General features: G+C 27.8%; 24 protein-coding genes. 23 read left to right on the top strand and 1 reads right to left on the bottom strand.

Translation table 11 applies throughout. The annotated features are described in order from the left end of the window. Positions 1-108: 108 nt before the first annotated feature. From ABDZ71_RS12215 to ABDZ71_RS12165, 11 genes are all read left to right on the top strand, one after another. Positions 109-588 (top strand): hypothetical protein, encoded by a 480-nt coding sequence (locus ABDZ71_RS12215; protein ID WP_343761930.1) that lies wholly within the window; start codon positions 109-111, stop codon positions 586-588. 16 nt (positions 589-604) lie between these two features. After that, the gene (locus ABDZ71_RS12210) at positions 605-2,338 is read left to right on the top strand and encodes a hypothetical protein (protein ID WP_343761929.1); all 1,734 of its coding nucleotides are present in this window, start codon (positions 605-607) and stop codon (positions 2,336-2,338) included. A gap of 20 nt (positions 2,339-2,358) precedes the next feature. Beyond that, complete coding sequence (locus ABDZ71_RS12205; protein ID WP_343761928.1) at positions 2,359-2,532, top strand: hypothetical protein; 174 nt, start codon at positions 2,359-2,361, stop codon at positions 2,530-2,532. Then, a complete protein-coding gene (locus ABDZ71_RS12200) occupies positions 2,529-2,984 on the top strand; it encodes a hypothetical protein (protein WP_343761927.1) in 456 nt (151 codons plus the stop codon). Before ABDZ71_RS12205 ends, ABDZ71_RS12200 begins: the two co-directional genes overlap by 4 nt. A 1-nt stretch (position 2,985) precedes the next feature. Next, on the top strand, positions 2,986-4,542 hold the full coding sequence (locus ABDZ71_RS12195; protein WP_343761926.1) for an AAA family ATPase: 1,557 nt from the start codon (positions 2,986-2,988) through the stop codon (positions 4,540-4,542). A gap of 249 nt (positions 4,543-4,791) precedes the next feature. Beyond that, positions 4,792-5,337 (top strand): VanZ family protein, encoded by a 546-nt coding sequence (locus ABDZ71_RS12190; RefSeq protein WP_343761925.1) that lies wholly within the window; start codon positions 4,792-4,794, stop codon positions 5,335-5,337. A 63-nt stretch (positions 5,338-5,400) separates the two neighbouring features. After that, positions 5,401-5,754, top strand: coding sequence for a hypothetical protein (locus ABDZ71_RS12185; RefSeq protein ID WP_343761924.1), 354 nt, complete (start codon positions 5,401-5,403; stop codon positions 5,752-5,754). A 364-nt stretch (positions 5,755-6,118) separates the two neighbouring features. Further along, the gene (locus tag ABDZ71_RS12180; protein ID WP_343761923.1) at positions 6,119-10,612 is read left to right on the top strand and encodes an AAA domain-containing protein; all 4,494 of its coding nucleotides are present in this window, start codon (positions 6,119-6,121) and stop codon (positions 10,610-10,612) included. A gap of 79 nt (positions 10,613-10,691) precedes the next feature. After that, entirely contained in the window at positions 10,692-11,588 is an 897-nt protein-coding gene (locus ABDZ71_RS12175; RefSeq protein ID WP_343761922.1) for a DUF5655 domain-containing protein, read from the top strand. A gap of 71 nt (positions 11,589-11,659) precedes the next feature. After that, positions 11,660-12,307 carry a DUF998 domain-containing protein gene (locus tag ABDZ71_RS12170; RefSeq protein WP_343761921.1) on the top strand — a complete coding sequence of 216 codons (648 nt, stop codon included), beginning with the start codon at positions 11,660-11,662 and terminating at the stop codon, positions 12,305-12,307. 160 nt (positions 12,308-12,467) lie between these two features. After that, positions 12,468-13,154 carry a helix-turn-helix domain-containing protein gene (locus ABDZ71_RS12165; protein ID WP_343761920.1) on the top strand — a complete coding sequence of 229 codons (687 nt, stop codon included), beginning with the start codon at positions 12,468-12,470 and terminating at the stop codon, positions 13,152-13,154. A gap of 90 nt (positions 13,155-13,244) precedes the next feature. On the opposite strand, the gene ABDZ71_RS12160 is transcribed toward ABDZ71_RS12165, so the two are convergent. After that, on the bottom strand, positions 13,245-13,775 hold the full coding sequence (locus ABDZ71_RS12160; RefSeq protein WP_343761919.1) for a PadR family transcriptional regulator: 531 nt from the start codon (positions 13,773-13,775) through the stop codon (positions 13,245-13,247). A 186-nt stretch (positions 13,776-13,961) separates the two neighbouring features. Here ABDZ71_RS12160 and ABDZ71_RS12155 point away from each other — a divergent pair, with 186 nt between their 5' ends. The 12 genes from ABDZ71_RS12155 to pdxR all read left to right on the top strand — a co-directional run bounded on the left by ABDZ71_RS12155 (position 13,962) and on the right by pdxR (position 25,839). Further along, positions 13,962-14,099, top strand: coding sequence for a DUF2268 domain-containing putative Zn-dependent protease (locus ABDZ71_RS12155; RefSeq protein ID WP_343761918.1), 138 nt, complete (start codon positions 13,962-13,964; stop codon positions 14,097-14,099). A 317-nt stretch (positions 14,100-14,416) separates the two neighbouring features. Next, the gene (locus ABDZ71_RS12150) at positions 14,417-15,142 is read left to right on the top strand and encodes a DUF421 domain-containing protein (RefSeq protein ID WP_343761917.1); all 726 of its coding nucleotides are present in this window, start codon (positions 14,417-14,419) and stop codon (positions 15,140-15,142) included. 627 nt (positions 15,143-15,769) lie between these two features. Beyond that, a complete protein-coding gene (locus ABDZ71_RS12145; protein WP_343761916.1) occupies positions 15,770-16,303 on the top strand; it encodes a GNAT family N-acetyltransferase in 534 nt (177 codons plus the stop codon). Positions 16,304-16,559: 256 nt separating this feature from the next. Next, the gene (locus ABDZ71_RS12140) at positions 16,560-16,775 is read left to right on the top strand and encodes a DUF3791 domain-containing protein (RefSeq protein ID WP_343761915.1); all 216 of its coding nucleotides are present in this window, start codon (positions 16,560-16,562) and stop codon (positions 16,773-16,775) included. Positions 16,776-16,881: 106 nt separating this feature from the next. After that, on the top strand, positions 16,882-17,124 hold the full coding sequence (locus tag ABDZ71_RS12135) for a hypothetical protein (protein WP_343761914.1): 243 nt from the start codon (positions 16,882-16,884) through the stop codon (positions 17,122-17,124). A 283-nt stretch (positions 17,125-17,407) separates the two neighbouring features. Next, complete coding sequence (locus ABDZ71_RS12130; RefSeq protein WP_343761913.1) at positions 17,408-18,895, top strand: aminotransferase-like domain-containing protein; 1,488 nt, start codon at positions 17,408-17,410, stop codon at positions 18,893-18,895. 248 nt (positions 18,896-19,143) lie between these two features. After that, the gene (locus tag ABDZ71_RS12125) at positions 19,144-20,445 is read left to right on the top strand and encodes an L-cysteine desulfidase family protein (protein WP_343761912.1); all 1,302 of its coding nucleotides are present in this window, start codon (positions 19,144-19,146) and stop codon (positions 20,443-20,445) included. Between the two features lie 466 nt (positions 20,446-20,911). Then, positions 20,912-21,400: a GTP pyrophosphokinase gene (locus ABDZ71_RS12120; RefSeq protein ID WP_343761911.1), complete on the top strand. Its 489-nt coding sequence runs from the start codon at positions 20,912-20,914 to the stop codon at positions 21,398-21,400. 409 nt (positions 21,401-21,809) lie between these two features. Further along, the gene (locus ABDZ71_RS12115; RefSeq protein ID WP_343761909.1) at positions 21,810-22,691 is read left to right on the top strand and encodes a helix-turn-helix transcriptional regulator; all 882 of its coding nucleotides are present in this window, start codon (positions 21,810-21,812) and stop codon (positions 22,689-22,691) included. 119 nt (positions 22,692-22,810) lie between these two features. After that, a complete protein-coding gene (locus ABDZ71_RS12110) occupies positions 22,811-23,338 on the top strand; it encodes a cysteine hydrolase family protein (RefSeq protein ID WP_343761908.1) in 528 nt (175 codons plus the stop codon). 207 nt (positions 23,339-23,545) lie between these two features. Continuing rightward, a complete protein-coding gene (locus ABDZ71_RS12105) occupies positions 23,546-24,097 on the top strand; it encodes a Uma2 family endonuclease (RefSeq protein WP_343761907.1) in 552 nt (183 codons plus the stop codon). 269 nt (positions 24,098-24,366) lie between these two features. Next, positions 24,367-25,839: a MocR-like pyridoxine biosynthesis transcription factor PdxR gene (gene pdxR, locus ABDZ71_RS12100; protein ID WP_343761906.1), complete on the top strand. Its 1,473-nt coding sequence runs from the start codon at positions 24,367-24,369 to the stop codon at positions 25,837-25,839. The last annotated feature ends 7 nt before the right edge of the window (positions 25,840-25,846 follow it).

The following is a 25,846-nucleotide window of genomic DNA, read 5'->3' as shown; positions in this document are numbered from 1 at the left end:
TAATGAAAAATATGTTATAAATATAGTTATAATACAATTGAGGAATATGTATACTTTATATTACTCTAGTTACGCAATTAATTTAATTAATAATAAGGGGGAAAACAAATGCCAAGGCCAATAATTACAGGGAACACAAGACAAGAAAATAAAATGGGATTAAATATTAATGAAGATATAAATGCAAAAATTCGCATGGATAAAACTTTATTAGAAAAAAGATTAAGAAATAAAAGATCAAATGAGTATATGGAAGCAATAAAAAGACTTGACGTTGGTGGATGTGAACAATGTAAAAAACAATTTGATGAGTGTGTAGAAGAAATAAAAAATGAATTTAAAGATATACCACAAGCTAATCTATTTGTTGGATTAGTAGCAAAGTGTTATTTAGGAGAGCCATATGAAGTTCATACACTTGATATGACTGGTAATATTATAAATCATTACAAAACTTCTGAAAGTATGGAACCTTTATTTGAAAGAGCAAGGAGTTTAGCACTTCACGGAAATTATGAATATATTGAAGTTTATACCGATTGTTTATGTGCTGTAAAACGTGATGGAAGTGTTAGTATGGTTAAATAAAGGAGGAGAATATTAAATGGGAGAACGTGTAATAAGTACCGCTGATTTAAGTATCATAGAAAGAAATTTAAGTGGATTAGCTAATAATATATCTTTGGTAGCTAACAATGTAGAAGCTGTAGCTGGTAGAGTAAATAATGTAGATGGTAAAGTAAATACAGTATCATCAGAATTGAGTGCTTTAACTGAAGAGTTTAGAGCTTTTGTTAATGAATCAAAAAGAATAGCTAGTTTGGCTGATGCAAAGCAAACTGTAGTTATGCTGGAACAGGAACTAAAAAAAGAATATGGAAACTATGAAAAAGTAAGAAAACACACAGTAGGTATACTTCAGGCTGCAGATATTAGTGTAGTTAAAAAAGAAACTATAGAAAATGCCACAGAAGAAATGATGTTATCAACACCAAGATATTGGTTGGCCCCAGCTTTAATAGCATTATCTGCATGGTTAAGTGATAATAAAGAGCTTGCAGAAAAAGCACTTAAGGAAGCAATTAAAAGAGATGATGAAAAAACATCTTTACTTTTTTGTTTAATAAGTAGAAGAGCAGGAAGATTAGATGGGTCATTAGTATGGTTAGAAAGATATTTTGCAATGCAAGATCCTGAAAAAATGGAACGTAGAATAATAGTTGTTTTAGATGCATTTGCAAGTGGGTTGTTTGGTGGAGATGTAAAGGGAATATGTTCTTCAAAAATTAAGCAGTGGGTTGATGAACTATCTACAAAACCTGGTTTCATTGATCAACAAAGACAGCAATGGCAAAATGCTTTTCTTGTAAAAAAGGTAGATGTAAATGAAGAAGAGTTTCCAATATTAAAACAATATAGTTCCACGTGGGACAAGCTTAAAGATGTATTAGAAATAGCGGAAACCCATAATGAAATTTATAATCATTTTAGTAATATATTTAATACTCCAGTAGAAAACTTAGCATCAGTATCTGCAAAAATAGATGGGATACTAGATAATTTAGTTGAAAATTATGACACTGAAGAATTGCCACTTAGACTTCAATTGAGGAAAAATAAATTAGTAATTGAAGAAAATGGAGATACAGATAGAGCAAATAAGAGATTTGATTTGGAATCTAAAGGCTATGAGAAATATGATGATTTTTCACAACATCTAACAAACACTGCATTAGCGCCAGAATCAACTGGAGCTTTAGTTGCAACTCAAAAACTTGCAATTTCATTATCTAAACAATGGATATTAGATTCTTATGAAGATTTAACAGCAAAAAGTAGAGCTGAAGTTCCAATGGATATAGATATAGATATTGATAACTGGAATGGTAAAACAAGAGATGGAGAAAATGCAGAAGAACTTAGTAATTCATTAAATGCCTATATAGATAAAATAAAAGAAGAAGAATTAAATAAGTTAAAATGGCCAAATGATAAGGCAAAAAAAATAGGTGGCATAGGTGGGGCTAGTGCCTTTTTAGGAATAATATGCCAAATAATACCACTAGTTATAATAGCTGCAGTATTAAGTATATGGTTAATAGTATCTGAAAAAAAATTGATTGAAAGAAATAGAGATATAGTAATTAATAATATGGAAAGTACTAGACAATCATCTCAAGAAATATTAAATGGATTTTTAGCAGAAGTAGTTGATTATAGAAGATTATATTCTGAAAAAGATAAGGAAAGTGAAAAAGTTATAAATTTCTTAAAAGAATTATCACCAGAGCAGTATATTAATGTACAAAATAATCATAAAGTAAGACAAGTATTATAGAAAGGTGGATTCAAGTAGCTATGAATAATAATAATTTACCTATTAATAGACATGCAATGAAAGAGAATAAAGTTCAAAATGATGAAAGAAATAATAATAGTGAAAAATCAATAAATGATTTTGCATCAGTATTTCCAGAGTGGGATTTAACACCACCAGCAGTTGTTGTGAAAAGAGTAAGGAGGAAAATATGAAGAATCCAACTACATATGCTGAATGGGTAAAATGCTTTGATTTAGCAAAAGAAGGGACTTACGATGAAGAAGTATTAAAGGATATAAAAAATGGAACTCTTACATTGAGTGCAGGTGTAGGAGGAAGAATCGCCAAACAAATGAATGAGGTTATTCAAGCAAGATTAAAAAAAGCAAGTGATAAATTTACAAGAGCTATGAACTTTAATAAAGGCGATTTAAATATGTTAACCAATTCATTGTTACTGTTAAGAAAAGAATTTAAATTTTTGATAGAATTTGCAAGGGTTCCAATTTTACCAGAAGAAGATGTTAAAAAGTTTGTAGATATAATTAAAAAACAAGCAGATTCAATGCAAGAATCTCTTGAAAAAACAAGTAGAACAGATAGAACAGGGATGCTAACAAGTATAGTAAGAAAAAATAAAATTAATAATCTGGAGGTTAAATAAGATGTATTTTAAAGAGTGTATTCATAAGATTAGACAGTATTCATTAGCCAGAATACCATTTATATCATTTGATACTGTTGAAAGAAGTAGAGCATTAGAAGTTTGTAAAACAGTATCAGAAGATTTATGTTTACCATTTTATGTACATACACTTTCAAAAGGAATGTATGATATTTCAGATGGGCGAACAGTAAACGATGATAAATCTTTAATGGGTGCCTTGGATTTTATTACAGAACAAATGAAAGTTAAGCAAAACTTAACCTTTGTTTTGACAGAAGTATCAGATATTGAAAGTGATACAATGACAGCAAGATATCTTCAAGATGTTGTGTCTTTGGCTGAAGAAAATGGAGGAGTAATTATTGCATTAACTACAACTCCAGTTTGGGGACAATTACAAAGAGCAGGTATGTCACTGGAATTAGATTTACCTAATGAAGAAGAAATGCTTCAGATTATAAAAGAAAATATTGAGCCCTATAAGAGAGATATATCAATAGAATGGGACAATAATGATTATAGAGAAGCAGCTACAATTTTAACAGGAGTAACTCAAGTTGAAGCACAGAATGTAATAGTATCATTAGTTGCTAATAAATCAATTAAAAAAAGTGACTTAACAGAATTAAAATTTGCTAAGAATAAATTATTTTCCAATATAGAAGGATTGGAGAAAATAGAAGTATCTCAAAATATTTTGGATGTAGGAGGTTTAAGTGGGTTAAAAGAATGGCTTAACAATAAGAAAAAACTGCAGACTCCAGAAAAAAGGGATGAATTAAGAAAGCGAGGATTACAGCCACCAAGAGGTGTACTTTTAGTTGGTGTTCCAGGCTGTGGTAAATCACTTTCTGCAAAAGCAATAGCAAGTTTTTGGAATTTACCTTTATATAGACTTGATTTTGCTACTGTTCAAGGACAATATGTAGGACAAAGTGAGCAACAGTTAAAGGATGCTTTTCAAACAGCAGAACATCTTTCACCTTGTGTATTATGGATAGATGAAATTGAAAAGGGGCTTGGAACATCTGGAAGTGATAGTTCAGGAGTTACAACAAGAATGGTAGGACAATTTTTATTTTGGATGCAAGAATGTAGAAAGCTAGTTTTTGTTGTAGCTACAGCAAATGATGTATCAAAATTACCTTCTGAATTATTAAGAAGAGGTCGTTTTGATGAGTTATTTTTTGTAGATTTACCTTCAGAGGTTGAGAGAAAAGAAATAATAAATTTATATGTTAAAAAGTATATTAATATTGAGTTATCAGAAAGTACTATAAAACAGCTTGTAGATGTTACAGAAGGATTTACAGGGGCAGATTTAGAAGCATCCCTTAGAGATGTTGCTTATAGATTAATTGCAGATGATGGCTTACAATATTCAGATGAATTAATAATAAATTCACTGAAGAATGTTGTTCCATTATCTAAAACAAGTCCAGAAAAGATAGAAGCAATTAGAGACTGGGGAAGAGAAAGAGCAGTTCCAGCTTCAGGTCATCCTATAGGTGGAAATACATCTAATAGTAAAGTTTCTAGAAGGGTTTTAGTTTAGTTTTTATATTTAGTATAGTAATTTAGATATAAAAATGTATACTATTTAAAATGTACTTTTGTATAAATTATACCTTAATAAATAGCCGTTGCTTATGAGAAAAATTCTAGGTAGCGGCTATTTTTTTTAGTGTGATATTAAAGATTATGACAGTATGGTTTTGTTTTGAATGATATGGTAAATAATGCTATAATTTGCTTAGAATTGTAACGACAAAAGAAGATTATAGTTAAGAGGAGAAATACAGATATGTTAGAAAGTTATTTACAAGTAGCTGAAGTAATGTTTATGCAAGTGAGACTTAAAGCATTTATTATTTTTTGTGTATATACTTGTGCGAAATTTTTAGTTAAAAGAAAGTGCGAATTTAAACCATTTAAAATGTTATGTGAGTTTGGATGGATTCTTACAGTGCTTTTGATTTTGAAAATTACCGGGATCACTACTGGTGATTTTGGAACAACTTCAGTATTTGATGGAAATGTACAAATAAGTTTTAATATTTCTATAGAGAATTTTTCTATAGCTACATTATTAAACTTAATATTATTTATTCCTTTTGGATTTTTTTCAGCAGGTGTTTTAAAAAAACTTAGGAGTAAATGGATTTATGGAATTTTGATAGGTCTTATTTTTTCATTAACCGTTGAATTTTTACAAACATTCATTGGTCGTTTTGTAGAATTAGAAGATGTATTAATGAACACAATGGGAGCGTTTATAGGATATGAGATAATGGTGCTAGTTATAAAGCTTAAAGATAGGATGAAAATGGGAGCTTTGAAGGTTGAGTAGATTGGTGGTTAATATTCTATTATAACTATAAAAAGTAAAGATTTATACAAGGGGGATATAAGTGTGAAAATTACTATGGAAATGAGTAAAGGTGCTTATGAAATAGCAAAGAAAGTGTATGCAGAAGAACTTACAAGAAATGAAGCAAAGATAGAGATAAATAAAACTACAGGTATGAATGTAGGTTCTGCTAATGCTCTCATTACTATATTTTTAGGGATGATGAATGGAGAAGAATATAAAAGAGCTTTTAACAATGATACAAATAGATTTTTATTAGAAAATATCAGAAAAGATTATGGAGAAGAGTCATTTAGAAATGCTTTAAAGGCAGTTCAAAAACATATTAATTATTATTCAACATTGGGAAAAGGTAATTTAAGAGGATTACAAGTTATTATTGATGCGATGAAATAGACATATATAATAAGATAAGGAATATTAAAGATGAAATAAGCTTGAGAGAAAACTCAAGTTTATTTTTATTTATATATTTTTTAAAATATTGAAAATTATACTGCATTAGAAATTTGAAGAAGACTTTAATTTAAAATTAGAAATGAAGATTGAAAGAATATTATAGGGAAAATTAAGTTAAAATAGTAAAATATGTAGTATAATATAAATGTTTATAGGTATTAATTAATATTTCATAGTTATCTATAGTAGAAACTATATTTTTAGAAATGAAATATTTATTAAAATTATTAAATTATGGTTAGTATTAAAATTATAAGTATATAAGGTTATAAAAATGTTTTGTATATGGTGGTGAAACAATATGGGTCAAAAGGCAAAAGAAAAAATAACAAGGTTATTTCATTTTTTGAAAGAATACAATAATATTAAAAATCCAAAAATTACAGATATAACAAATCAAGTATGGATGAAATGGGTAGATAATTTACCTAAGCATGAAACTATAGTGAATAATATTTATCTTTCAGAAAGTGACGATATAGAAGGAATACTAAGAGTTAAAAGACCAATTTTAAGAGAATGTCCTAAAATTCCAAGGGAAATTAAGAAGTGGATAGAAAAAGGTTGGGAAAATATTAATGGTGAAGTAAAAATAAAAAAAGAGATAAAAATAAAAAGTGGATTTAATAATAAAAATAATGAAACTAAATATATAACTGAGAAGTTTGAAGATGATAAAAAAAGAGTAAATGCATTTAATGAATGGGAAAAAGAAAGAAATAAATGGATTGAGAATGAAAAACCAGCAAGAGCTGTAGATGATTTGTTTAATACATTATATGAATTGTATTCAAAGATAAAAAAAGAATCAGAATCAATAGAATTAATTTTAGGAGATGGATTATTACTTTATAAAAAAGATATTTTTATAGAGCATCCTATACTTTTACAGCATGTAAATTTAAAATTTGATGCTAATGTTCCAGAGTTTATATTAACAGAATCAGATAAGAATACAGAAATTTATAGGAGTCTTTTCTATAATATAGAGGGAATAAATAATGAATTATTAATGGAATTATATAACGATTTTGAGGGAAATAACTATTCACCAATTGAAGGGGAAAATACAAGTTCTTTTTTTAATAGAGTTGCAAATGCACTTTCACCAAAAGGAAGGTTTATTGAATCTAAATCAGAAACTAATGATAACTTAGAGAATCCTCAAATATATAGAAAGCCAGTATTATTTTTAAGAAAAAAGAATTTAGGTTTTGGAATTGCTGTAGATTCTATAATTGAAGATATAGATGATAAAACAAATATTCCTACATTTTTAGAAGAAGTAGTAGGATGTATTGAAGAAAATAATCCAACTGAGAAAAGCTCAAAAGTTATGCTGAATTTAAATCCAAATGGAATAGATAAAGATATACTACTAACTAAACCAGCAAACTCGGAACAATTAGCTGTTGCAAAGTATTTAGAAAGTAATAGTGCTGTATTGGTACAAGGACCACCTGGAACTGGGAAAACTCATACAATAGCTAATATGATAGGATATTTATTATCACAGGGTAAAAGTATATTAGTAACAAGTTATAGTGAAAAGGCTCTTTCAGTATTAAAAGATAAGGTAGCTGACAATTTGCAATCACTTTGCTTAAGTTTGTTATCAACAGTTGAAAGCAGAGTGGAAATGGAGAAAACATTAGATGAGATAAATGAAAATAGATCAAGATTAGATCCAGAAACATTGAAGCATCAAATAGAATCATTAGAAAAAATAAGGAAAGATAAGATAGCTAAATTAAGAGAATTAAAATTAAAGCTGAAAAATATAAGATTAAATGAATATAGACCTATAGTTGTAAATGGAGAAGAATTTAATCCCTTAGATGCAGCTAAATTTATTAGTAAATATAAAGATGCATATTCATGGATACCTATGCCAGTCAAATTAGGGGTAGCTCCTTCATTATCAGAAGAAGAAATAATAGAATTATATGAAACAAATAAGACAATTTCAAAGGATCAGGAAAAAGAATATGATAATAAACTGCCTGAATTATCAGAACTAATAACTCCAAGAGATTTTCAAGATTTAATATTTAATAAACATGAGTTTTCAGAAGAAAAATTAAACCAATATAAAAATTGTTGGGATGCTAAAAGTCTTAATTATACAACCGAAGAATTAGAATCTATAATAGTTGATATAAATAAATCTTTAAAATGTATAAATTTAGATAGTGAATGGACACTTGCGACTATTCAAGCATCAAAAGAAAAGGTAGTTAAGAAAAATTGGGTAAATCTTGTGAATGAGATAAACAATGTTTATCAAATGAAACTAGATATTTCAGAAGAAATTTTTAATTATAAGCCTGAATTTGAAAATATTGAAGATAATCTAGACATGTCTAAACAATTAAACACAATAATAAATAAATTAGAAGCAAGCGGAAAGATAAATAGAATAAACTTAATGTTTAATCCAGATATGAAAAAGGTAATTAATTGTTGCAGGGTTAATGGTAGTACTCCAAAGTATATTAATGAATATAGGGCTTTGCTTAAATATTATAACTTAAATAAAGCGAAAAAACAGCTTAAGAATAGATGGAATAGACAAATTGCTCCTTTAGGAGCAGATAGTACTGAAGAAATGGGTGAAGAGTTTGAACTTGTTTGTGAAAAGTATTGTGATGTAATAGAAGAAAATCTTTTATGGTATGAAAAACATTGGGACCCTATTATATTAAAATTAAAATCTATTGGTGTTAACTTTGATTTTATTGATAACGAGATAGATTTATCTAATGACAAATATAGTAGTTTAAAGAATATAAAAAATAAATTAGGAGTAAAGCTTAAAGATGTAATTAAATCTGAAATATATAGATTAAAATATTTTAAATACATTAAAATGAAAGATTCAGTTACAAAAGTAATAAATCAATATTCAAGTATGCAAGATAGTGAAATTCTCAAGGGATTACAAGATGCTTTACTAGATGAAAATGTAGAAGTGTATAAAAAATATTATGAGAAATTAGTAAATATAAAGAACTTATCAAAGGATATAGAAAGAAGAAGATATTTATTAAAAAAAATTAGTGAAAGTGCTTCTTCATGGGCTAAAGAGATAAAACACAGAAATAAAGTTCATGGAGAAAATAAACCGCCTACAAAAATAAAAGAAGCGTGGTTGTTTGCCCAATTTAGTGAAGAACTAGAAAAAAGAAATAATCAATCAATTGAAGTAATTCAAAATGACATAATTAAATTAGAAAATTATATAAAAGAAAATACATCAGAACTTGCTTTTAAAAAAGCATGGGAAGCTAAACTTAATGACTTCCAAAATAATAAAAGGCAAGTACAATCTATTGAAGGATGGAGACAATTAATCAGAAAGATTGGAAAAGGTAAAGGGAAGAGAGCGGAAATATATAAAGCTGAAGCTAGAAAATTAATGCCTAATTGTCAGAGTGCAGTTCCAGTTTGGATAATGCCTTTAAGTAAGGTGGTGGAAAATTTTAATCCTAGCGAAAATAAATTTGATGTAGTAATAATAGATGAAGCAAGCCAAGCGGATGTAATGGCTTTAGTTGCACTTTATTTAGGAAAAAAAGTAATAGTAGTTGGAGATAATGAACAAGTGAGTCCATTATCTATTGGTGAAAAAACTGAGGACATAGATAGATTAATTAGAGAATATTTATATGATATTCCAAATGATAAATTGTATTGTGGAAAATTTTCTGTATATGATTTAGCTCAATCATCAGGATATCAACCAATAAGATTAAAAGAACATTTTAGGTGTGTACCAGAGATAATTCAATACTCAAATATTTTATCCTATAATCGTCAAATAAAACCACTAAGAGATTCTAGTGAAGTAACTACTAAACCTGCTACAGTAATTTATAGAGTTGAGGGAGCAATAAGTAATAATAAAATCAATGAAAAAGAAGCAGAAACACTAGTATCCTTAATAATAGGCTGTTGTAAAAATCAAGAATATAAGGATAAAACATTTGGAGTGATTACACTAAGAGGAGATAAACAAGCAGTATTAATAGATAGGTTGTTACAAAAGAAGATGAATCCAATTGAATATAGAAAAAGAGAAATATTGTGTGGAAATCCTGCTAATTTTCAAGGAGATGAAAGAGATATTATCTTCTTATCTATGGTAGATACTAATGATGGAGAAGGACCTCTTAGAAAAAATGGATATGGTAATGATGATTTATTCAAAAAAAGATATAATGTAGCAGTTAGCCGTGCAAGAGATCAAATATGGTTAATCCATTCACTTGATTCTGAAAATGATTTAAAACTAGGTGATATTAGAAAAGAATTAATAGATTACTTTAAAAATCCTCATTCAAAGGATGTTGAATATAATACTTTATCAAAAAAAGCAGAATCTGAATTTGAAAAGGAAGTAATGAGGTATCTAATAGATAAAGGATATAAGATAGTACCACAATGGCAAGTAGGATCTTATAGAATTGATATGGTAGCTATATGTAATGATAAAAAGATTGCTATAGAATGTGATGGTGAAAAGTGGCACGGAGAAGAAAAGATTGAAGAGGATATGATTAGACAATCTATACTTGAAAGATTAGGATGGAGATTTATTAGAATTAGAGGTAGTGAATTTTATAAAGATAAAATAGAAACTATGAAAGTTGTTTACAATAAGCTAGAAAAAATGGGTATATATCAATCTTGTTGTAAATTAGGAGTTGAGAATAACAATTCGGATTCTTTAATTAATAGAGTTAAATCTACTGCAGCGGTAATAAAAAATGAATGGGAAGAAGAATTGGATTAAGATTTTCCTTAGGTAGGTTAATGGAGAATAATTCCCTATGCTATAATATTTATGTAAAATATGGTTAGAGGAGATTGAAATGTCTGATATAAAACTATTTAAGATAGAAGATAAAGTAGAAGAACTTCCAGCTACTTGGATGGCTTTGGAGAGAGAATTACAAACATTAATTGAAAGAAATATGCCTACATTTTTTGGAGTTACTTTTCTTAAAAGTGAATATGTAACATCAAATGGTGGGCGTATAGATAGTTTAGGTATTGATGAAAATAATTGTCCTGTGATTTTTGAATATAAAAGGGCTAGCAATGAAAATGTAATAAATCAAGGATTATTTTATTTGGACTGGCTTTTAGATCATAAGGCAGATTTTGAACTTTTGGTTATGAAAACATTAGGGAAATCATATTCAGATAAATTAGATTGGACAATGCCTCGACTTATTTGTATAGCAGGAGATTTTACTAAATATGATGAATATGCCGTAAAGCAGATAAATAGAAATATAGACCTTATTAGATACAAGAAATTTGGAGAAGAATTATTAATATTTGATTTAATTAATTCAAACATAGTGATGCCAATTAATAATGGAAATATAGACAAACCTATAAAACAAAGTTCAGACAGAACCTTTGATGAACAATTACAAGGTACAAGCGAAAAGTTAAGAGAATTGTATTATTCTATTAGAGATTACATATTAGCACTGGGCGATGATGTGACAGAGAATAAATTAAAATTATATAGTGCATTTAAAAGAATCAAAAATATTGTATGTGTGGAAGTTAAAATGAAAAATTTAACGATATATTTAAGACTTAATCCCAAAGATTTTATAATGGAAGATGGTTTCACGAGAGATGTAAGTAAAATAGGCCATTGGGCAACTGGTGATTTAGAAATTACCATAAAGAATTCAAAGGATTTTGAAAAGGCTAAAGAATATATTGATAAAGCTTATGAGATGAATTAGTTGCTCAATTATTTAGAAGAATGAATATTATACGATTTTATAAATAAATAGTAATTTGTAAGGAGAGAAATATGAATAAAGTGTTGGATAGCGAGATATTTAATATACTTTTAGTGTTAACTGTTATTGGAGAATTCTTTATTCCTTGGGTGTTGAAACATTTTTATGAGGGATATGATAGTAAAAAGATGGTGATGAGTGTTTTAGGTAGTCCAAAAAGTCCAGTTAGATATTTTTATAATGCTTGGTTAATCTGGCTTGGAGGATTTCTATTATTTACAGCAATAGCTTTTTTAAATAATATGAGTAAAGTGTCAGGTTTATTAGCTATACTAATGTTTATTTCTATTGCTGCATTTGCAATAGGTGCTGGATTATTGGCAGGTATATTTAGTGTAAATGAATCTAAAGATGTAGTAACTTTTGCTTCAAAAATACATGGTGCCGGTGCTGCAATAGGATTTATGACATTATTATTTTTCCCTTTACTTAGCGCAATAGTTGCCTTTAAGGAGAAGAATACAATGATGGGAAATGTTTGTGTTATAGCATTTGTTTTAGCAATTATATTTTTTGTGTTTTTTATTATGGGAGATAAAGAGAAATTTAAAAATACTGTTTTTTCATACGAAGGATTATGGCAAAGACTAACACTTTTAGCTATGTATACTCCTTTTGTTTATAGAGGAATTGTAAAATTGGTAATAATGAAGGGATAAGCTTAAATTTGCTTGAAATCTGTATAAATATTAGCTTATATAATCTAAATCCCCTACTATTAGAGGGTAATTCCACTTTCCGTAGACATATTGGAATCAATAGGAGATTGAGTGTTTTATGAAATTCAAATATAATATTGCTGAATAGGAGGGGCAAAAATTGGATAAAAAAGCGATGGGTATAGTTATTAGCAGACAGAGAAAAGAAAAAGGGTTTACTCAAAAACAGCTAGGAGATAAATTATCTGTTAGTAATAAAACAGTATCAAAGTGGGAAACAGGCGAAGGATTTCCAGATATAACAATCTTACCAATATTAGCAGAAGTACTCAATATTACTGTTGATGAGCTATTAGGTAGGGTCTTATTAAAAAACAATGAAATTTTAAAAAGAGATGATATAGAAGTTACAGAGTATAAAGTAGGCAAAACAATATTAAGATTTAAAAATGTGTGTATTTTATCTTGTGCTTTTTCTATCTTTGCTGTGATGGCATATTGGATTCTTTGGTATGAGACTCACAATATGTTGTCGTTACTTATCAGTTTTATATTTGGATTAGCTGGTGGATGCATTGGATTGATTGGATATAATATTATACAGATAAGAATTAAAAAATTTAATGGATTATTTCCTAATAAGAATAAAAATTTATATGAAATAAAAAGATATTTGGAAAAAGTAATTTATGCATGGATGATGTTTGTGTGGGTTGCTTTAGATTTTACTATTGTGAATCGTTACGGTAATCATTACGAAATTATGCGAGCTTTTATTGGTGGATTGGCTTATGGATGCATTTGTTTATGCTTAAATAGTAAGTTGAAAAGAAAGATTAGAGTATAAGTATAATAAGCCTACTAGGATTTTAACTTTGTTTAAATTTACCGTGTGTAAGCCGTTACTTAGAAGAAAGTTCTAGGTAGCGGCTATATTTTATTTGTTATAATGGTCAAAAACTTTTTCAGACCATTTTTCTAAAATATTATAAAATTCATTATATAAATCTAATATAAGAAACTCGGAACCAGATTTTTGATTCTGTTGTTTTTCTTTGTTATAAACTGACTCTACAAAGGATCTACGTTCTTCTGCTTTTTCTTTGAAATTTTTAAGATATTCTTTTCTTTTTTCTTTTGGTAAATTTTCTATATTCACTAAAAATGCGTTAAAGTCTAAATAAACATTACCTATATGTTTTGAACTTTCTTCCATTAATTCATTGAAATATACATTTCCTTTTTTATTCACTGAATATAATGTTTTTTCCGGCATTTCACCTTCTTTAACAGTTCTTGAATTTAAATAGCCATTGTTACATAACTTAACTATATTTTTATAAATTGAAGGATTACTAATTTTTAGCCACTTAGTAAGATTCCAGACATCAAATTCTTTAACCATTTCATAGGCACTTTTTTCCTTATTTTGCAAATAGCCAAGTATTATTAAATTTATTGAAGACAATTTAATCACCACCATTTATGTACTACTACAAAGTATAGTAGTATACAATATACTTGTCAATATAGATATTGGGAAAATTAACTATAGGAGATTCTAGTAGTGTAGAATTTAAAAATAATTCAATAGATATAGATAATGTAATTTTGAGGTATATATAATTAATCAAAAAATATCAATCAAGTTGGTATGCCTTATTGTGCAGGATATGCTTGTGGTTATTATCTAATAAAGTATTATCTTGAAAAGACTGGGGAATCAATATTTGAAGCTACAATTACACCAACAGCTGATATTTTAAAAGAAGTAGAGGATTTTTGGAAATAATTTTTTATTAAAGGGAATTTTCAAAGAGAACTAATAAAGATTTAGAAGATAGTATGAATTATTTTTATGAATCACAACTTTAGTATATTACGTCAGATGGATTTTAAATTAGTATCATAATATTAAATCTATAATTTATTATTGAAGTAAAAGGATTAATAAAATAAATTATAGGAGAAAATAAGAAAAAGGCAAGTAAGTATGATTAGTTTATTATTTGAATGTGTCTTGGGTGGTGCTTAATTTTACAGATGAACTTAGTAGAAAATAAGAGTTTTAAAATTAATAATAATTAGTTTATGAAGAGGAGAAATTAGATGAGTAGTTTAAATGAATATTTAAATATTACCTTAAAAGTTTTTACTATATTGCCATTTTTATTGTTTACAATACTTAAATCTGGGAGAAGAAAAATTGCAGAATTACCTGTTTTTGATTTTTTAATAATAATGGTATTGGGAGCAATTGTAGGTGCAGATATATCTGATCCTAAGTTAAAATATTTTCCAACAGCTTATGCTATAATTTTAGTTATTTTATTGTATAATGTAGTAGTATTTTTTAAGCTGAAATATAGAAAATTTAGTAAAATGACTACCTTTGGACCAACAGTAGTAATACAGAATGGCAAAATTCTACATGAAAATATGAAAAGAATAAAATATACTACTGAAAACATTATGATGTTTTTAAGGCAAAAGGATGTATTTGATTTAAGCGAAGTAGAATTTGCTATCATAGAAGATAATGGTAATATGAGTGTATTAAAAAAGTCACAATATATGCCTGTTACACCTAAAGATATGAATATTCCAACTAAATATAAGGGGGTATCTATTCCATTAGTAATTGAAGGAAAAATTCATGATAACAATTTAAAAAAACTAAATCTTAGTCGTGAATGGTTGTATAAAGAATTTAAAATGTCAGGAATTGAAACAGAAAAGGATATTTTTTATGCAGAAATAAATACAGATAACCATTTATATATTTCTAAAAGAATCGAATTAGATGGAATAACTACTGAATTTAAAATTTGTTAACTTAAATATTAGGGTGTGTGTCAACAAAATTTAAAACTTATTTCCTTGCATCTTCAGTTGTTTTAAATCCATCTTGTGGATAGCTTGGTCTATACTTTAATGTCTTAAATTATGAATGATAATTTAAAGAACAAACTATATATTTTATGAAAAGGAAAGCAGAAATCAGCTGTTACTTAGAAGAAAATTTTTAGGTAGCGGTTATTTTTTTTATATGTGGTATTAGGATTATTACAGTAGGTGGTATTGTTTTGAATGTTATCGTAAATAAATATACCAGATATTTTAAATTATATGGAAATTGTAGTATAATTTTCTTATAATTGTAATAATAAAAGAGTTCGCTTCAATATATTTCAGAGTGTATATATAAACTATTTAGTGTAAGCAAAATAAGGTGTTTGAATGTGTTCCAATAAATAAAAAACAGAATTTGCTTTTAGGGAGTTTTATTATTATGCTCTCTTTTTTCATTATTAAGGGAATCATAAATTTTATTAGTAAAGTTTTTGGGTTAAAAGTAAGAGAATTTAGCTAATAAGAGATTAAGTTGATTGTACTATGAAAAATTATGTTTTCTATATCTAAATGTTATTAGTAAAAATAAAAATGGGGGTGCTATATTTAATGAAAGCGATGGATGTTAAGGATGAAAAAGTAGTAATTAGAAAAGTCAATAAATCTGATGCTAAAGCATTGATTGAGTATTTAAATGCTATAGGTGGGGAATCAGATTTTTTAACATTTGGAAAAGGAGAGTTTGGAATAAGTATTCATGAAGAAGAAAAGTTTATTGAAAGTGCTTTAAAAAAGGAAAATGCCTTATTTATTATAGCAGAAATTAAAGGTAAGTTAGTTGGAAATTTAAATTTCTCAGGAGGATTAAGAGAAAGAAATGCTCATGTTGGTGAATTTGGAGTAACTGTTCTTAAAGAATATTGGGGAAATGGTATAGGAAAAGAACTTATAAAATATTTGATTGATTGGAGCAAAGATTCAGGAATAATTAGAAAAATTAATTTGAGAGTAAGAGATGACAATAAACCGGGAATTAAATTATATAAAAAGCTTGGTTTTTTAGAAGAAGGACTAGTAAAAAGGGATTTTTTGATTAATGGAGAGTTCTATGACTCTTTGCTAATGGGACTTTTGATTGATTAAGTAAAATGGTTTAAATTAAGTAACTTGCCTTTATTTATGATTCCACATAGAAGAGAATAAATTTTTTCATGCATTAGAAGATATAAGTATCAGGGAGAAAATTAAGAAAGAGGATAGAGCGGTTAATAGTAGATAAAATTTAATAAATGAATATGTATCAGAGATTAATAAGAAGTGTAATTTCAATAAATTTATTTTAAAGTATAAGTATAAAGGGTATAATATAAATAAAACAAGTACATTTGGAGATGCTGTAATGGATGAAAAAAGATTAGAATTTGCTATATTTTGTATTGAAAGTTTAGCAGAAAAATTAGAAATAAATTCTGCTAAGGTATATGAATTAATAAAAAATACAAATACTTTAGATGACTATATTATTCCTTGTTATGAACCATTACACTCTCAAAGCAAACGTTATATAGTTGAAGATTTAATAGAAGTATTAAAAGAAAGGGGAGCATTAAGTTGATAGTATACTATGGATCTTACTTAATAGTAGATAATCCCCATATATCTTTTTCCAGAGATGCATTGATGAATACTTAAGCTATGAAGAAAATAAGGAAGTGTAGAATATGGTAGCAAATAAAATATTATTACAATCTTTATATAAAAATATAATTTTAGAATTTTCAAAGAGAACTAATAAGGATTTAGAAGATAGTATGAATTATTTTTATGAATCACAACTTTATCAATTGGTTAGTGAAGGTGTGGGAGATTTACATTGTAAAGGGGTTAAATATCTAACAGATGAATTGATGTTAGAGTATGGAATTATTAATCATAAGAGTTATCCAAAAGATTTAATTCATTAATATTTAATTTTAAATTATCAATGATAATTTAAAGAACAAACTATATATTTTATGAAAAGGAAAGTAGAAATCAGCCGTTACGTAGAAGAAAGTTCTAAGTAGCGGCTTTTATTTATAAAAATATGTGTTTTAGAAAATGGAATTATTAAAATATTTATTATATGATATGAATTCACTTTTTAAGGAAATTTAGTTTATGATACATTTTAAATACTTTAAGTGTAATGATATAAAAGTAGAACACTATAACAGTATGCTATAATCTTTATATGGAGGTGAATTGATGAAATTGTATGTTGATAAAAAAAGTAAGACTAGTTTGACTAGACAATTATATGATGAATTACAAAATAGAATTGATAGTGGTATCTTAAAACCTAACGAAAAATTGCCTTCAGTTCGAAAACTATCATTACAATTGAGTATAAGTAAAATGACTGTTGTTAAAGCTTATGAGTTGTTAGAAAAAAATGGATTTATTTATAAAGAACATGGAAAAGGAACTTATGTAAAAAGCAAAAACATTGACTTCAATCATAATATTGAAGTCGAAGAAATTGATAAAAACAACTGGAAAAATAATATTGAAGATTATATAGTAAGAAAAGGATATAGACAAAGAAATTATTTTAACCTAAAAGAGTTAGGATGCAATTTAGCAATAGCTGGGTTAAACGAACGTTTCTTGCCTACAAAAACTATTATTGATACTTTTATTGATAATTATAATGAAAAAGAGCTAGGTAAACATTCTCCAGTAGAAGGGGAAAAAAGCTTGATTGATAAGGTATGTGGGTATTTAGTTGATAAGGGTGTTGAGGCAAGTAACCAAGAAGTTCTTATTACAAGTGGATCTCAATTAGCTATTAATGTAATTGCACAGACTTTTATTGGACATGGAGATGTAGTGGTAGTAGGGGCTCCAACTTTTTCTGGTGCAATTGATGTGTTTAAAAGTAGAGGGGCAAATGTAATAGAAGTGCCAATGACACCAGAGGGCTTAGATGTAAATAGTTTATTGATTCAGTGCGAAAAGTATCCTGTAAAAGCGTTGTATACCATGCCTACTTTTCAAAATCCAACAGGAATTAGTGCAAGTTTAGAGGTTAGGCAAGAAATTCTTAGTTTAGCAGATGAACATAATTTTATTATTATAGAGGATGATTGCTGGAGTGATTTATATTATGAAGAATTTAAAAAGCCACTAAAAAGTCTTGATAAAAACAACCGTGTAATTTATATTGCAGGATTTAGTAAGACTCTTGGTCCTTCTTATAAGTTGTCTGCTGTTGTAGCTGATGAAATCTTCTTAAGAAAGCTTGCAATAGTAAAATCAACATTAGATACTGGAGCGCCTCTCATTAACCAAGTGATGGTAGCTTCATATATTGGTTCAATAGAACATAAAAAACACTTAATATGGGTTCGGGATGAATTGAAACAATTATTGATGCGTATAAAAAAATATCTAGAAAAGATATCTCCTTCATATGTAAAAGTAACAATACCTAAAGGTGGATTAATTTTATGGCTTACTTTACCAGATACTTTTGATTGTAAGATATTGTACTATAAAGCTATATTTGAAGAGAACATCTTATTTATACTTGGAGAGAATTATTATAGTAGTGGAAAAGGTGGAAATCAATTGAGAATATGTTTTACCTATGATGAAGAAGAAAAAGTACTTCAGGGTTTGGGGAAAATTATAGATATGATAAAAGAACTTCACCAAATGATAGGAAATGGAACTCAAATCCCAATGACATAGTTCAAATTTCATGTACTATATAATATAAAAATATAACTTTAAAGTGTTCTATTGTTTTGTCTTTAATTATTAAAACTGTACTGGTTTCATTTTGACTGTTCTACAAACTCCGTGATATATTATAAAAAAATAAAGCAAATATATATGAAAAAGTAATTAACATTAGATTATATAAGAATATAGGGGGTGGAGGTGTGTTTTTTTCACCACACGAGCCCTATATTTATCTTACAGGGAGGGAAGCAACAATGAAAACATTAACGCAACTTATTAAAGATGATATGAAGCCTGCATTAGGGGTTACTGAGCCTGGGGCCATTGCTTTTGCAGTAGCCAAGGCCCGTACTTATACTAAAGGTGGTATTGAAAGTGTCAATGTATCCATGAATTCTGGTATGTATAAAAACGCATTTACCTGTGGAATACCAAATTCCAATGAAGTGGGAAATGTGTTTGCAGCTGCATTAGGCGTTGTTGCAGGTAATAGTGATAAGGGACTTGAAGCTCTTGGAGAGGTCACTTCAGAAGATAATATAAAAGCTCGCAAGATTATTGATGAAGGAAAAGTAACCATAGAACTTAGCGGTATAACTTCCGATATTTTTATTGAAGCAACTGTTAAGACTGCTATTGATACTTGTGTTGTTACCATTTGTGACTCTCATACAAATATTACAAAGATCCTTTTAAACGACAAGGCTGAATTTGAAAAGGAATATAAGAAAAAGGAATGCAAGAAAAAAGATAGTGCTAAAGGAGAAGATACTAAGGAGCATGAGATTCATAAGTATACATTGAGTGATTTGTATGATTATATTAGGACTGTAGATATTTCTGAACTAGAATTTATTCGTGAAGCTTACTCTGTGAATATGAAACTATTTGATGAAGGTCTATCTAGCGAAAGAACAACTTTTGCACCATACTTGATGAAAATGAATAATGGAGAAATTTTTTCTAAGGATGAACTTAAGACTGCACAGCTTCTATGTAACGCAGCAATTGAAGCCCGTGTTATAGGTCTTGATAAAGCTGCAATGAGTATCACAGGTTCAGGTGCACACGGAATCATCGCAACTATGCCTTTGTATGCAGTTTATAAAGTTAACAATATGTCCGAAGAAAAATTACTTAGAGCAACGGCGTTAAGCTATCTTATTACAATGTATATAAAGGAATACTCTGGTCGTCTTTCTGCATTTTGTGGATGTGCAATTGCTGCAGGAACTGGAATGGCTTGTGCACTTATTTATATGAAAGATGGTACACTTGAGCAAATGGGACACACTATTAATAACATGGCATCTAGTATTACTGGTATGATCTGTGACGGTGGAAACCAAGGCTGTACCATGAAAGGTATTGTAGCAGTTGATGCAGCATTTAAGTCTGTTGAATTTGCAATGAATGATGCTTATATTTTTGATATTCACGGTATAAACGGCAAAACTCCTGAACTTACTATGAAGCAGATGGGACTTATAGCATCTCCTGGCATGGTTGGTACTGAAAAGACTATCGTTGATATATTTAAATCTAAACTGAAATAATAATTGAAATTGTATGAATAAAGGAAAGCTGTATAAATAGGTAGCTAAGTATATAATATAAATAAAGATGATGGATTTTATACTAAATTTTATACTAATGAAAAGTTATACTATTTTATAAAGTTAATGACATAATAAATTAAACAATCTTAACAAGCATATTATATTTAAAAGCTAGTAGATGTGAATTATATATAGAACAAACAGAAGTTATATTAAGAAATAATCTAAGAAAATAAAAATTGGATATATTTAAATACTAATAAATAAAGTCGTTATTTAGAAGAAAAGTTCTAGGTAGCGGCTTTTTTCATGTGTGATATTGAAATCAGGAAGATCAATATTTTAATCTTAATATATGATAATACAATTAGGAAAGTAGGATATTATTTTAAATAATACTAGAATAATGTTATAATTTGCTTTAATGGTGATGCAATTTAATTATATAGTTGGAGGGATTAATATGCTTGAAAAAGCAATACTTATAGCAACAAGAGCCCATAGTGGGCAGATTGATAAAGCTGGGGAAGCATATATATTACATCCTCTAAGAGTAATGCTTTCAAGAAAAAATGAAACAGAAAGAATATGTGCAGTCCTTCATGATGTAGTAGAAGATACAGAAATTACATTGGATTATTTAAGAAATGAGGGCTTTTCAGAAAAGGTGATATGTGCTTTAGATGCCTTAACAAGACGTAATAATGAAAATTATGATGAGTTTATAGATAGAGTTATTAGTAATAAAATAGCTTCGCATGTAAAATTAGCTGACTTATGTGATAATATGGATTTATCAAGAATAAAAAAACCTAACAAAAATGATTTGGAAAGAGTAAAAAAGTATAGTAAAGCAAAAAACAGGATACTTGAAACTCTTAAGGAAGAAGACAGTGAGTTAAACCATACTCAAATAAATGAGTGCGAACCAGTTCCAGAAAGTTGTTTATAAATGATATCATTATTGAAAATAATATTAAATTTGGAGATTTAAAAACAATACAATTATGGATAGGTTTATTCAATTGTATAAGGATGAAGTTGAAAGGGCTATGGAATAATGGTGGAAATAAACCAATCTAAAAATAAAACATAAATTCCTAGATGAAATATATTTTCTTCTAGGAATTTAAAATATAGAGACTTAAATTAGAATATAGGAGTTCATAGATATTGCAAGAAGTTCTTGCACAAATTATATCCTTATATAATGAAGTATTAGAAATAGAATAAAAGATATTTAGAATAAGGTTAAAAACATATATTTGTTACTTCTAAATTTGATGGACTTAGAAAAGGGCAAGAATTATCAAAAATTAAATCTAGACAAATGCTATAATAATTGCAAGGTGGTGATATTGGTGACGCATATTCAAGAAATTCAGGCAGCATTAGATTATATTGAAATGAATTTACATGAAGAATTGACTTTAGATGGAATTGCTAAAGTTGTTGGATTTTCAAAGTTCTATTTTCATAGGATTTTTAAAAAAGAAGTAGGAATTTCCTTATATGATTATATAAGAAAGCGAAGACTTACTACGGCGGCATCAATTCTTTTAAACACAAAGGCATCTATACTGGATATTGCATTAACTTACCGTTTTGAATCTCAAGAATCATTTACGAGAGCTTTTAAAAGTGTATATCAATTACCACCGGGAAGATACAGAACAGCCCTTAAAGGTTTGATTATAGGAGGAATAAGTATGAATGAGCAAAATAAAATAAAAGGTTGGATTGTAACAGGAACAGCTCCTGAAAAATATGAAGGCAGTATTGACAATAAAATATATCACATGGGTTCAAAGGCAGCTACAATGCGCTCTGTTGGAGAGGAATTTTCAGCTGAAGAATATGGAACTATAATGCAGCAAATTAGTGGTAAAACTTTTGTTGGAAAGAGAATGCGTTTTTCAGGCTTTATAAAAACCGAAGAAGTAGAAGGCTGGAGCGGATTATGGATGAGAATAGACGACGCTTCTGGTGTTACATTAAAACTTGATAATATGCAAAGTAGACCAATTACTGGAACAACTGAGTGGAATTACTATTCTTGTGTACTGGATATTCCAGAGAAGGGAGCTATTATAAATATTGGTGCATTGCTAATTGGTAAAGGCAAGATTTGGTTTGATAATGCTGATTTTCAGGAAGTAGACCATAATACACCAACAACTGAATTTGTTTGTGAAGAAGTATTTCCTGACCATCTATTGAACCCATCCTTTGAGGAAGCTTAATTAATAATATTTCGTAATAAGATTAATCATATGTTTTTAAATAATATAAAGGAAGATGAAGAGGTTTGTGGTGATAACTTAAATAAAGATTTAAAAAGTTAATTGAAAGGGAGATTAGAATGGTTTTACTAGTGATTGATACACAAAAATTAATAACCAATAGGAATTTATATAAATTTGAGACCTTTGTATCTAATGTGAAAGAGCTAATAAATAAGGCTAGAGAAAATAATATTGAAGTTGTATATGTACGTCACGATGATGGAGCGGGAAGTGAACTAACAAAAGGAACAGATGGCTTTGAAATATATGAAGACTTTAGACCAATTAATGAAGAGAAAATATTTGATAAGACCTATAATAGTGCCTTTAAAGAGACAGGCTTGTTAGAATATTTAAGAGATAAAGGTGAAAAAGATATAGTTATTGTAGGACTTCAAACAGATTATTGCATTGATGCCACTGTAAAATGTGGTTTTGAACATGGATTTAATATTATAGTTCCTGAATATGGGAATACAACTGTTGACAATAAATTTATGCCAAGAGAACAAACATATAAATACTATAATGAATTTATGTGGAATGGTAGATATGCAGAATGTATTTCATTGGATGAGATGATTAGAAGAATGAAGAATTTATAATATAATTAGGAAAGTAGATAGGAATAAGGAAAAGTATATAAGCTATTTAAAATGGGGAAAATTATTATATGAGATGAAATGAATATATAAAATATATATTTTTCAGAATAATAGATAGGATTTACTTAAGAGATTGGATTATTTTTGTTATAATAAAAGGAGAATTAAATGGCAGACTTAAACTTTTTAAATAAGGAGGTTGGGTTAATGAACATAGATTATGGACATTTTTACAGGGAAAAAGATTTTGAAGAAATCCAGGCTAATTATAATGGAAAAGCAGAATATGACAATGGAGATATATTTCTAAGTTTAAATAATTCTAGATTACATAATGCTATTATAAACAATATTAATACTTACCTTACATTATATTTAAAAGGTGGTAAATGTAAATCATATACAGAACAAATAGAAGTTATATTTAAAAGTGAAAATGATACAAGAAAATATAAACCAGATGTGTTTGTTATGTGTGATAATGCAACAACAGAAGGTGAAAGTTTTACTTATGTGCCTAAGATAATCTTTGAGATAATATCTAAGAGTACTGCATCTCATGATTATATAACTAAACTTGCGGTATATCAAAAATATCAAGTTGAAGAATATAACATAGTTGAACAGGATGGAAAAATCGTTCAATATTCGTTAGAAGATGGGCAATATAGAATAACAAATGCATTTAAAAATGATGATGAATACGTAAGTACAGTATTCCCTGATTTAAAGATAAATTTAAAAGATATATTTGAATAGTGATAAAAAGCCGTTACTTAGAAGAAAGTTCTAGGTAGCGGTTTTTTTTATGAGTGATATTAGGGGTAATGCTAATTGCACAAGTAACTTATTTTTTTATTGTAAGAAGAAACTACTTATTAGAAATTAAAAAAAGTTTGGTGTAATAATAGAAAAGTATATCTACTAACAATGGATGGTATTACAAAAGTTGAAATTGGTAGTTTAAAATAAGAATTATATATGTATAATAGAGTATAAACAAACTTAGCTAAGCGAGTGATTAGAAGATGAAAATTAATATTGAAAGGGATAGTAAAGTTCCCTTATATGTTCAAATAAAAAACCAAATAAGAGATATGATTTATTCTAAAATAATTCCAAAGGATTATGTATTGCCATCAGAAAGAGAACTTGGAAAGAGTTTAGATGTTAATAGAAGTACCGTTGTTAAGTCTTATGAAAAGCTAAAAGAAGAAGGACTAATTAGTTCACAAGTAGGAAAGGGAACTTATGTTATCTATTCCGATGAAGATATATCTAATGTTAAATCAAATGAATTTCCTAAATCTTTATTTTGGGATGAAATATATAGTGAGAGTTCAAAAAATAATTATAACACTGTTATTAATGAAATAATGAATATACATGATAATGGTAAAACTATTTCATTTGCAGGAGGGATTCCATCACCAGATTTATTTCCAAAAGAAGAATTTAATAAGATTCAGAAAAATTTATTAAAAAGTAAAGTAGAAGAAATATTTTCACATAGTCCAGTAACAGGTCACAAAGGCTTAAAAAAAGAAATCAAGAAATTAATGTTAGGTAGAGAAGTTAGAGCATCAATAAAAGAAATAATGGTTACATCCGGTTCTCAGCAAGGGTTAGATGTAATTGTAAGAACTTTTGTAAATCCTAATGACATTATTTTAGTTGAAGAACCTACATTCTTTGGAGCTATTGAATTGTTTAAGTCTCTAGGAGCAAAAGTTATAGGTGTTCCAATGGACAAATGTGGAATTAGAATTGATATATTAGAGTATTTAATAAAAAAACATAAGCCTAAGTTTATTTATGTTATTCCTAATTTTCATAATCCTACAGGAATTACAATGAGTTTAGAAAGAAGATATGAAATTATAAAAATTTCTGGAAAGTATGGTATTCCAATAATTGAAGATGATCCTTATGGAGAACTTTTATATGAAGGTGATGCATTACCACCATTAAAAGCATTAGATAGGTTTAATTATGTACTTTATTTAAGTAGCTTTTCAAAGGTTATTTCCTTAGGATTAAGAGTAGGATGGATAGTTGCACCAGAAAGAGTGATAAATAAATTAAGCATGTTTAAGCAATTAACAGATTTACATGTAAATACCCTAAGTCAAAATATGATATGTGAATTTTTAAGAGAAGGTTATTATGAAAAATATATTAAAAAGATAAGAATAGAGTATGCTTTAAAAAGAGACTTAATGATAAAAGAATTAGAGAAAAGTTTTAAAGAGATAGAGATTTATAAGCCACAAGGTGGATTTTATCTATGGTGCAGATTTGAAAAGAAAATTGATATAAAAGTATTATTAAAGAAATCTATAACAAATGGAGTGAATTTTGTTTCAGGAAATTTTTTTACTGTTAAAGATAAAGAAGAAACTAGATTTATTAGGTTGAATTTTACTTATCCTAAAAAAGAAGAAATAATTATAGGCATAAATAGATTAAGAAAGAGCTTAGATGAAATGATTGAGACTTGAAGGGAGA

It is taken from the genome of Clostridium oceanicum, from assembly GCF_039521385.1.
GTDB lineage: Bacteria > Bacillota > Clostridia > Clostridiales > Clostridiaceae > Clostridium_F > Clostridium_F oceanicum.
The sequence above is the reverse complement of the archived record's forward strand: the minus strand, read 5'-3'. Positions and strand labels throughout refer to the sequence as shown.

Bases quoted from the DNA above. Each gene is read 5' to 3' on its own strand.
- ABDZ71_RS12180 (WP_343761923.1), top strand. From the start codon at position 6,119: ATGGGTCAAAAGGCAAAAGAAAAAATAACAAGGTTATTTCATTTTTTG.
- ABDZ71_RS12135 (WP_343761914.1), top strand. From the start codon at position 16,882: ATGGTAGCAAATAAAATATTATTACAATCTTTATATAAAAATATAATT.
- ABDZ71_RS12130 (WP_343761913.1), top strand. From the start codon at position 17,408: ATGAAATTGTATGTTGATAAAAAAAGTAAGACTAGTTTGACTAGACAA.
- ABDZ71_RS12155 (WP_343761918.1), top strand. From the start codon at position 13,962: ATGCCTTATTGTGCAGGATATGCTTGTGGTTATTATCTAATAAAGTAT.
- ABDZ71_RS12140 (WP_343761915.1), top strand. From the start codon at position 16,560: ATGGATGAAAAAAGATTAGAATTTGCTATATTTTGTATTGAAAGTTTA.
- ABDZ71_RS12190 (WP_343761925.1), top strand. From the start codon at position 4,792: ATGTTAGAAAGTTATTTACAAGTAGCTGAAGTAATGTTTATGCAAGTG.
- ABDZ71_RS12195 (WP_343761926.1), top strand. From the start codon at position 2,986: ATGTATTTTAAAGAGTGTATTCATAAGATTAGACAGTATTCATTAGCC.
- ABDZ71_RS12125 (WP_343761912.1), top strand. From the start codon at position 19,144: ATGAAAACATTAACGCAACTTATTAAAGATGATATGAAGCCTGCATTA.
- ABDZ71_RS12215 (WP_343761930.1), top strand. From the start codon at position 109: ATGCCAAGGCCAATAATTACAGGGAACACAAGACAAGAAAATAAAATG.
- ABDZ71_RS12105 (WP_343761907.1), top strand. From the start codon at position 23,546: ATGAACATAGATTATGGACATTTTTACAGGGAAAAAGATTTTGAAGAA.
- pdxR (WP_343761906.1), top strand. From the start codon at position 24,367: ATGAAAATTAATATTGAAAGGGATAGTAAAGTTCCCTTATATGTTCAA.
- ABDZ71_RS12200 (WP_343761927.1), top strand. From the start codon at position 2,529: ATGAAGAATCCAACTACATATGCTGAATGGGTAAAATGCTTTGATTTA.
- ABDZ71_RS12145 (WP_343761916.1), top strand. From the start codon at position 15,770: ATGAAAGCGATGGATGTTAAGGATGAAAAAGTAGTAATTAGAAAAGTC.
- ABDZ71_RS12170 (WP_343761921.1), top strand. From the start codon at position 11,660: ATGAATAAAGTGTTGGATAGCGAGATATTTAATATACTTTTAGTGTTA.
- ABDZ71_RS12110 (WP_343761908.1), top strand. From the start codon at position 22,811: ATGGTTTTACTAGTGATTGATACACAAAAATTAATAACCAATAGGAAT.
- ABDZ71_RS12175 (WP_343761922.1), top strand. From the start codon at position 10,692: ATGTCTGATATAAAACTATTTAAGATAGAAGATAAAGTAGAAGAACTT.
- ABDZ71_RS12205 (WP_343761928.1), top strand. From the start codon at position 2,359: ATGAATAATAATAATTTACCTATTAATAGACATGCAATGAAAGAGAAT.
- ABDZ71_RS12210 (WP_343761929.1), top strand. From the start codon at position 605: ATGGGAGAACGTGTAATAAGTACCGCTGATTTAAGTATCATAGAAAGA.
- ABDZ71_RS12150 (WP_343761917.1), top strand. From the start codon at position 14,417: ATGAGTAGTTTAAATGAATATTTAAATATTACCTTAAAAGTTTTTACT.
- ABDZ71_RS12120 (WP_343761911.1), top strand. From the start codon at position 20,912: ATGCTTGAAAAAGCAATACTTATAGCAACAAGAGCCCATAGTGGGCAG.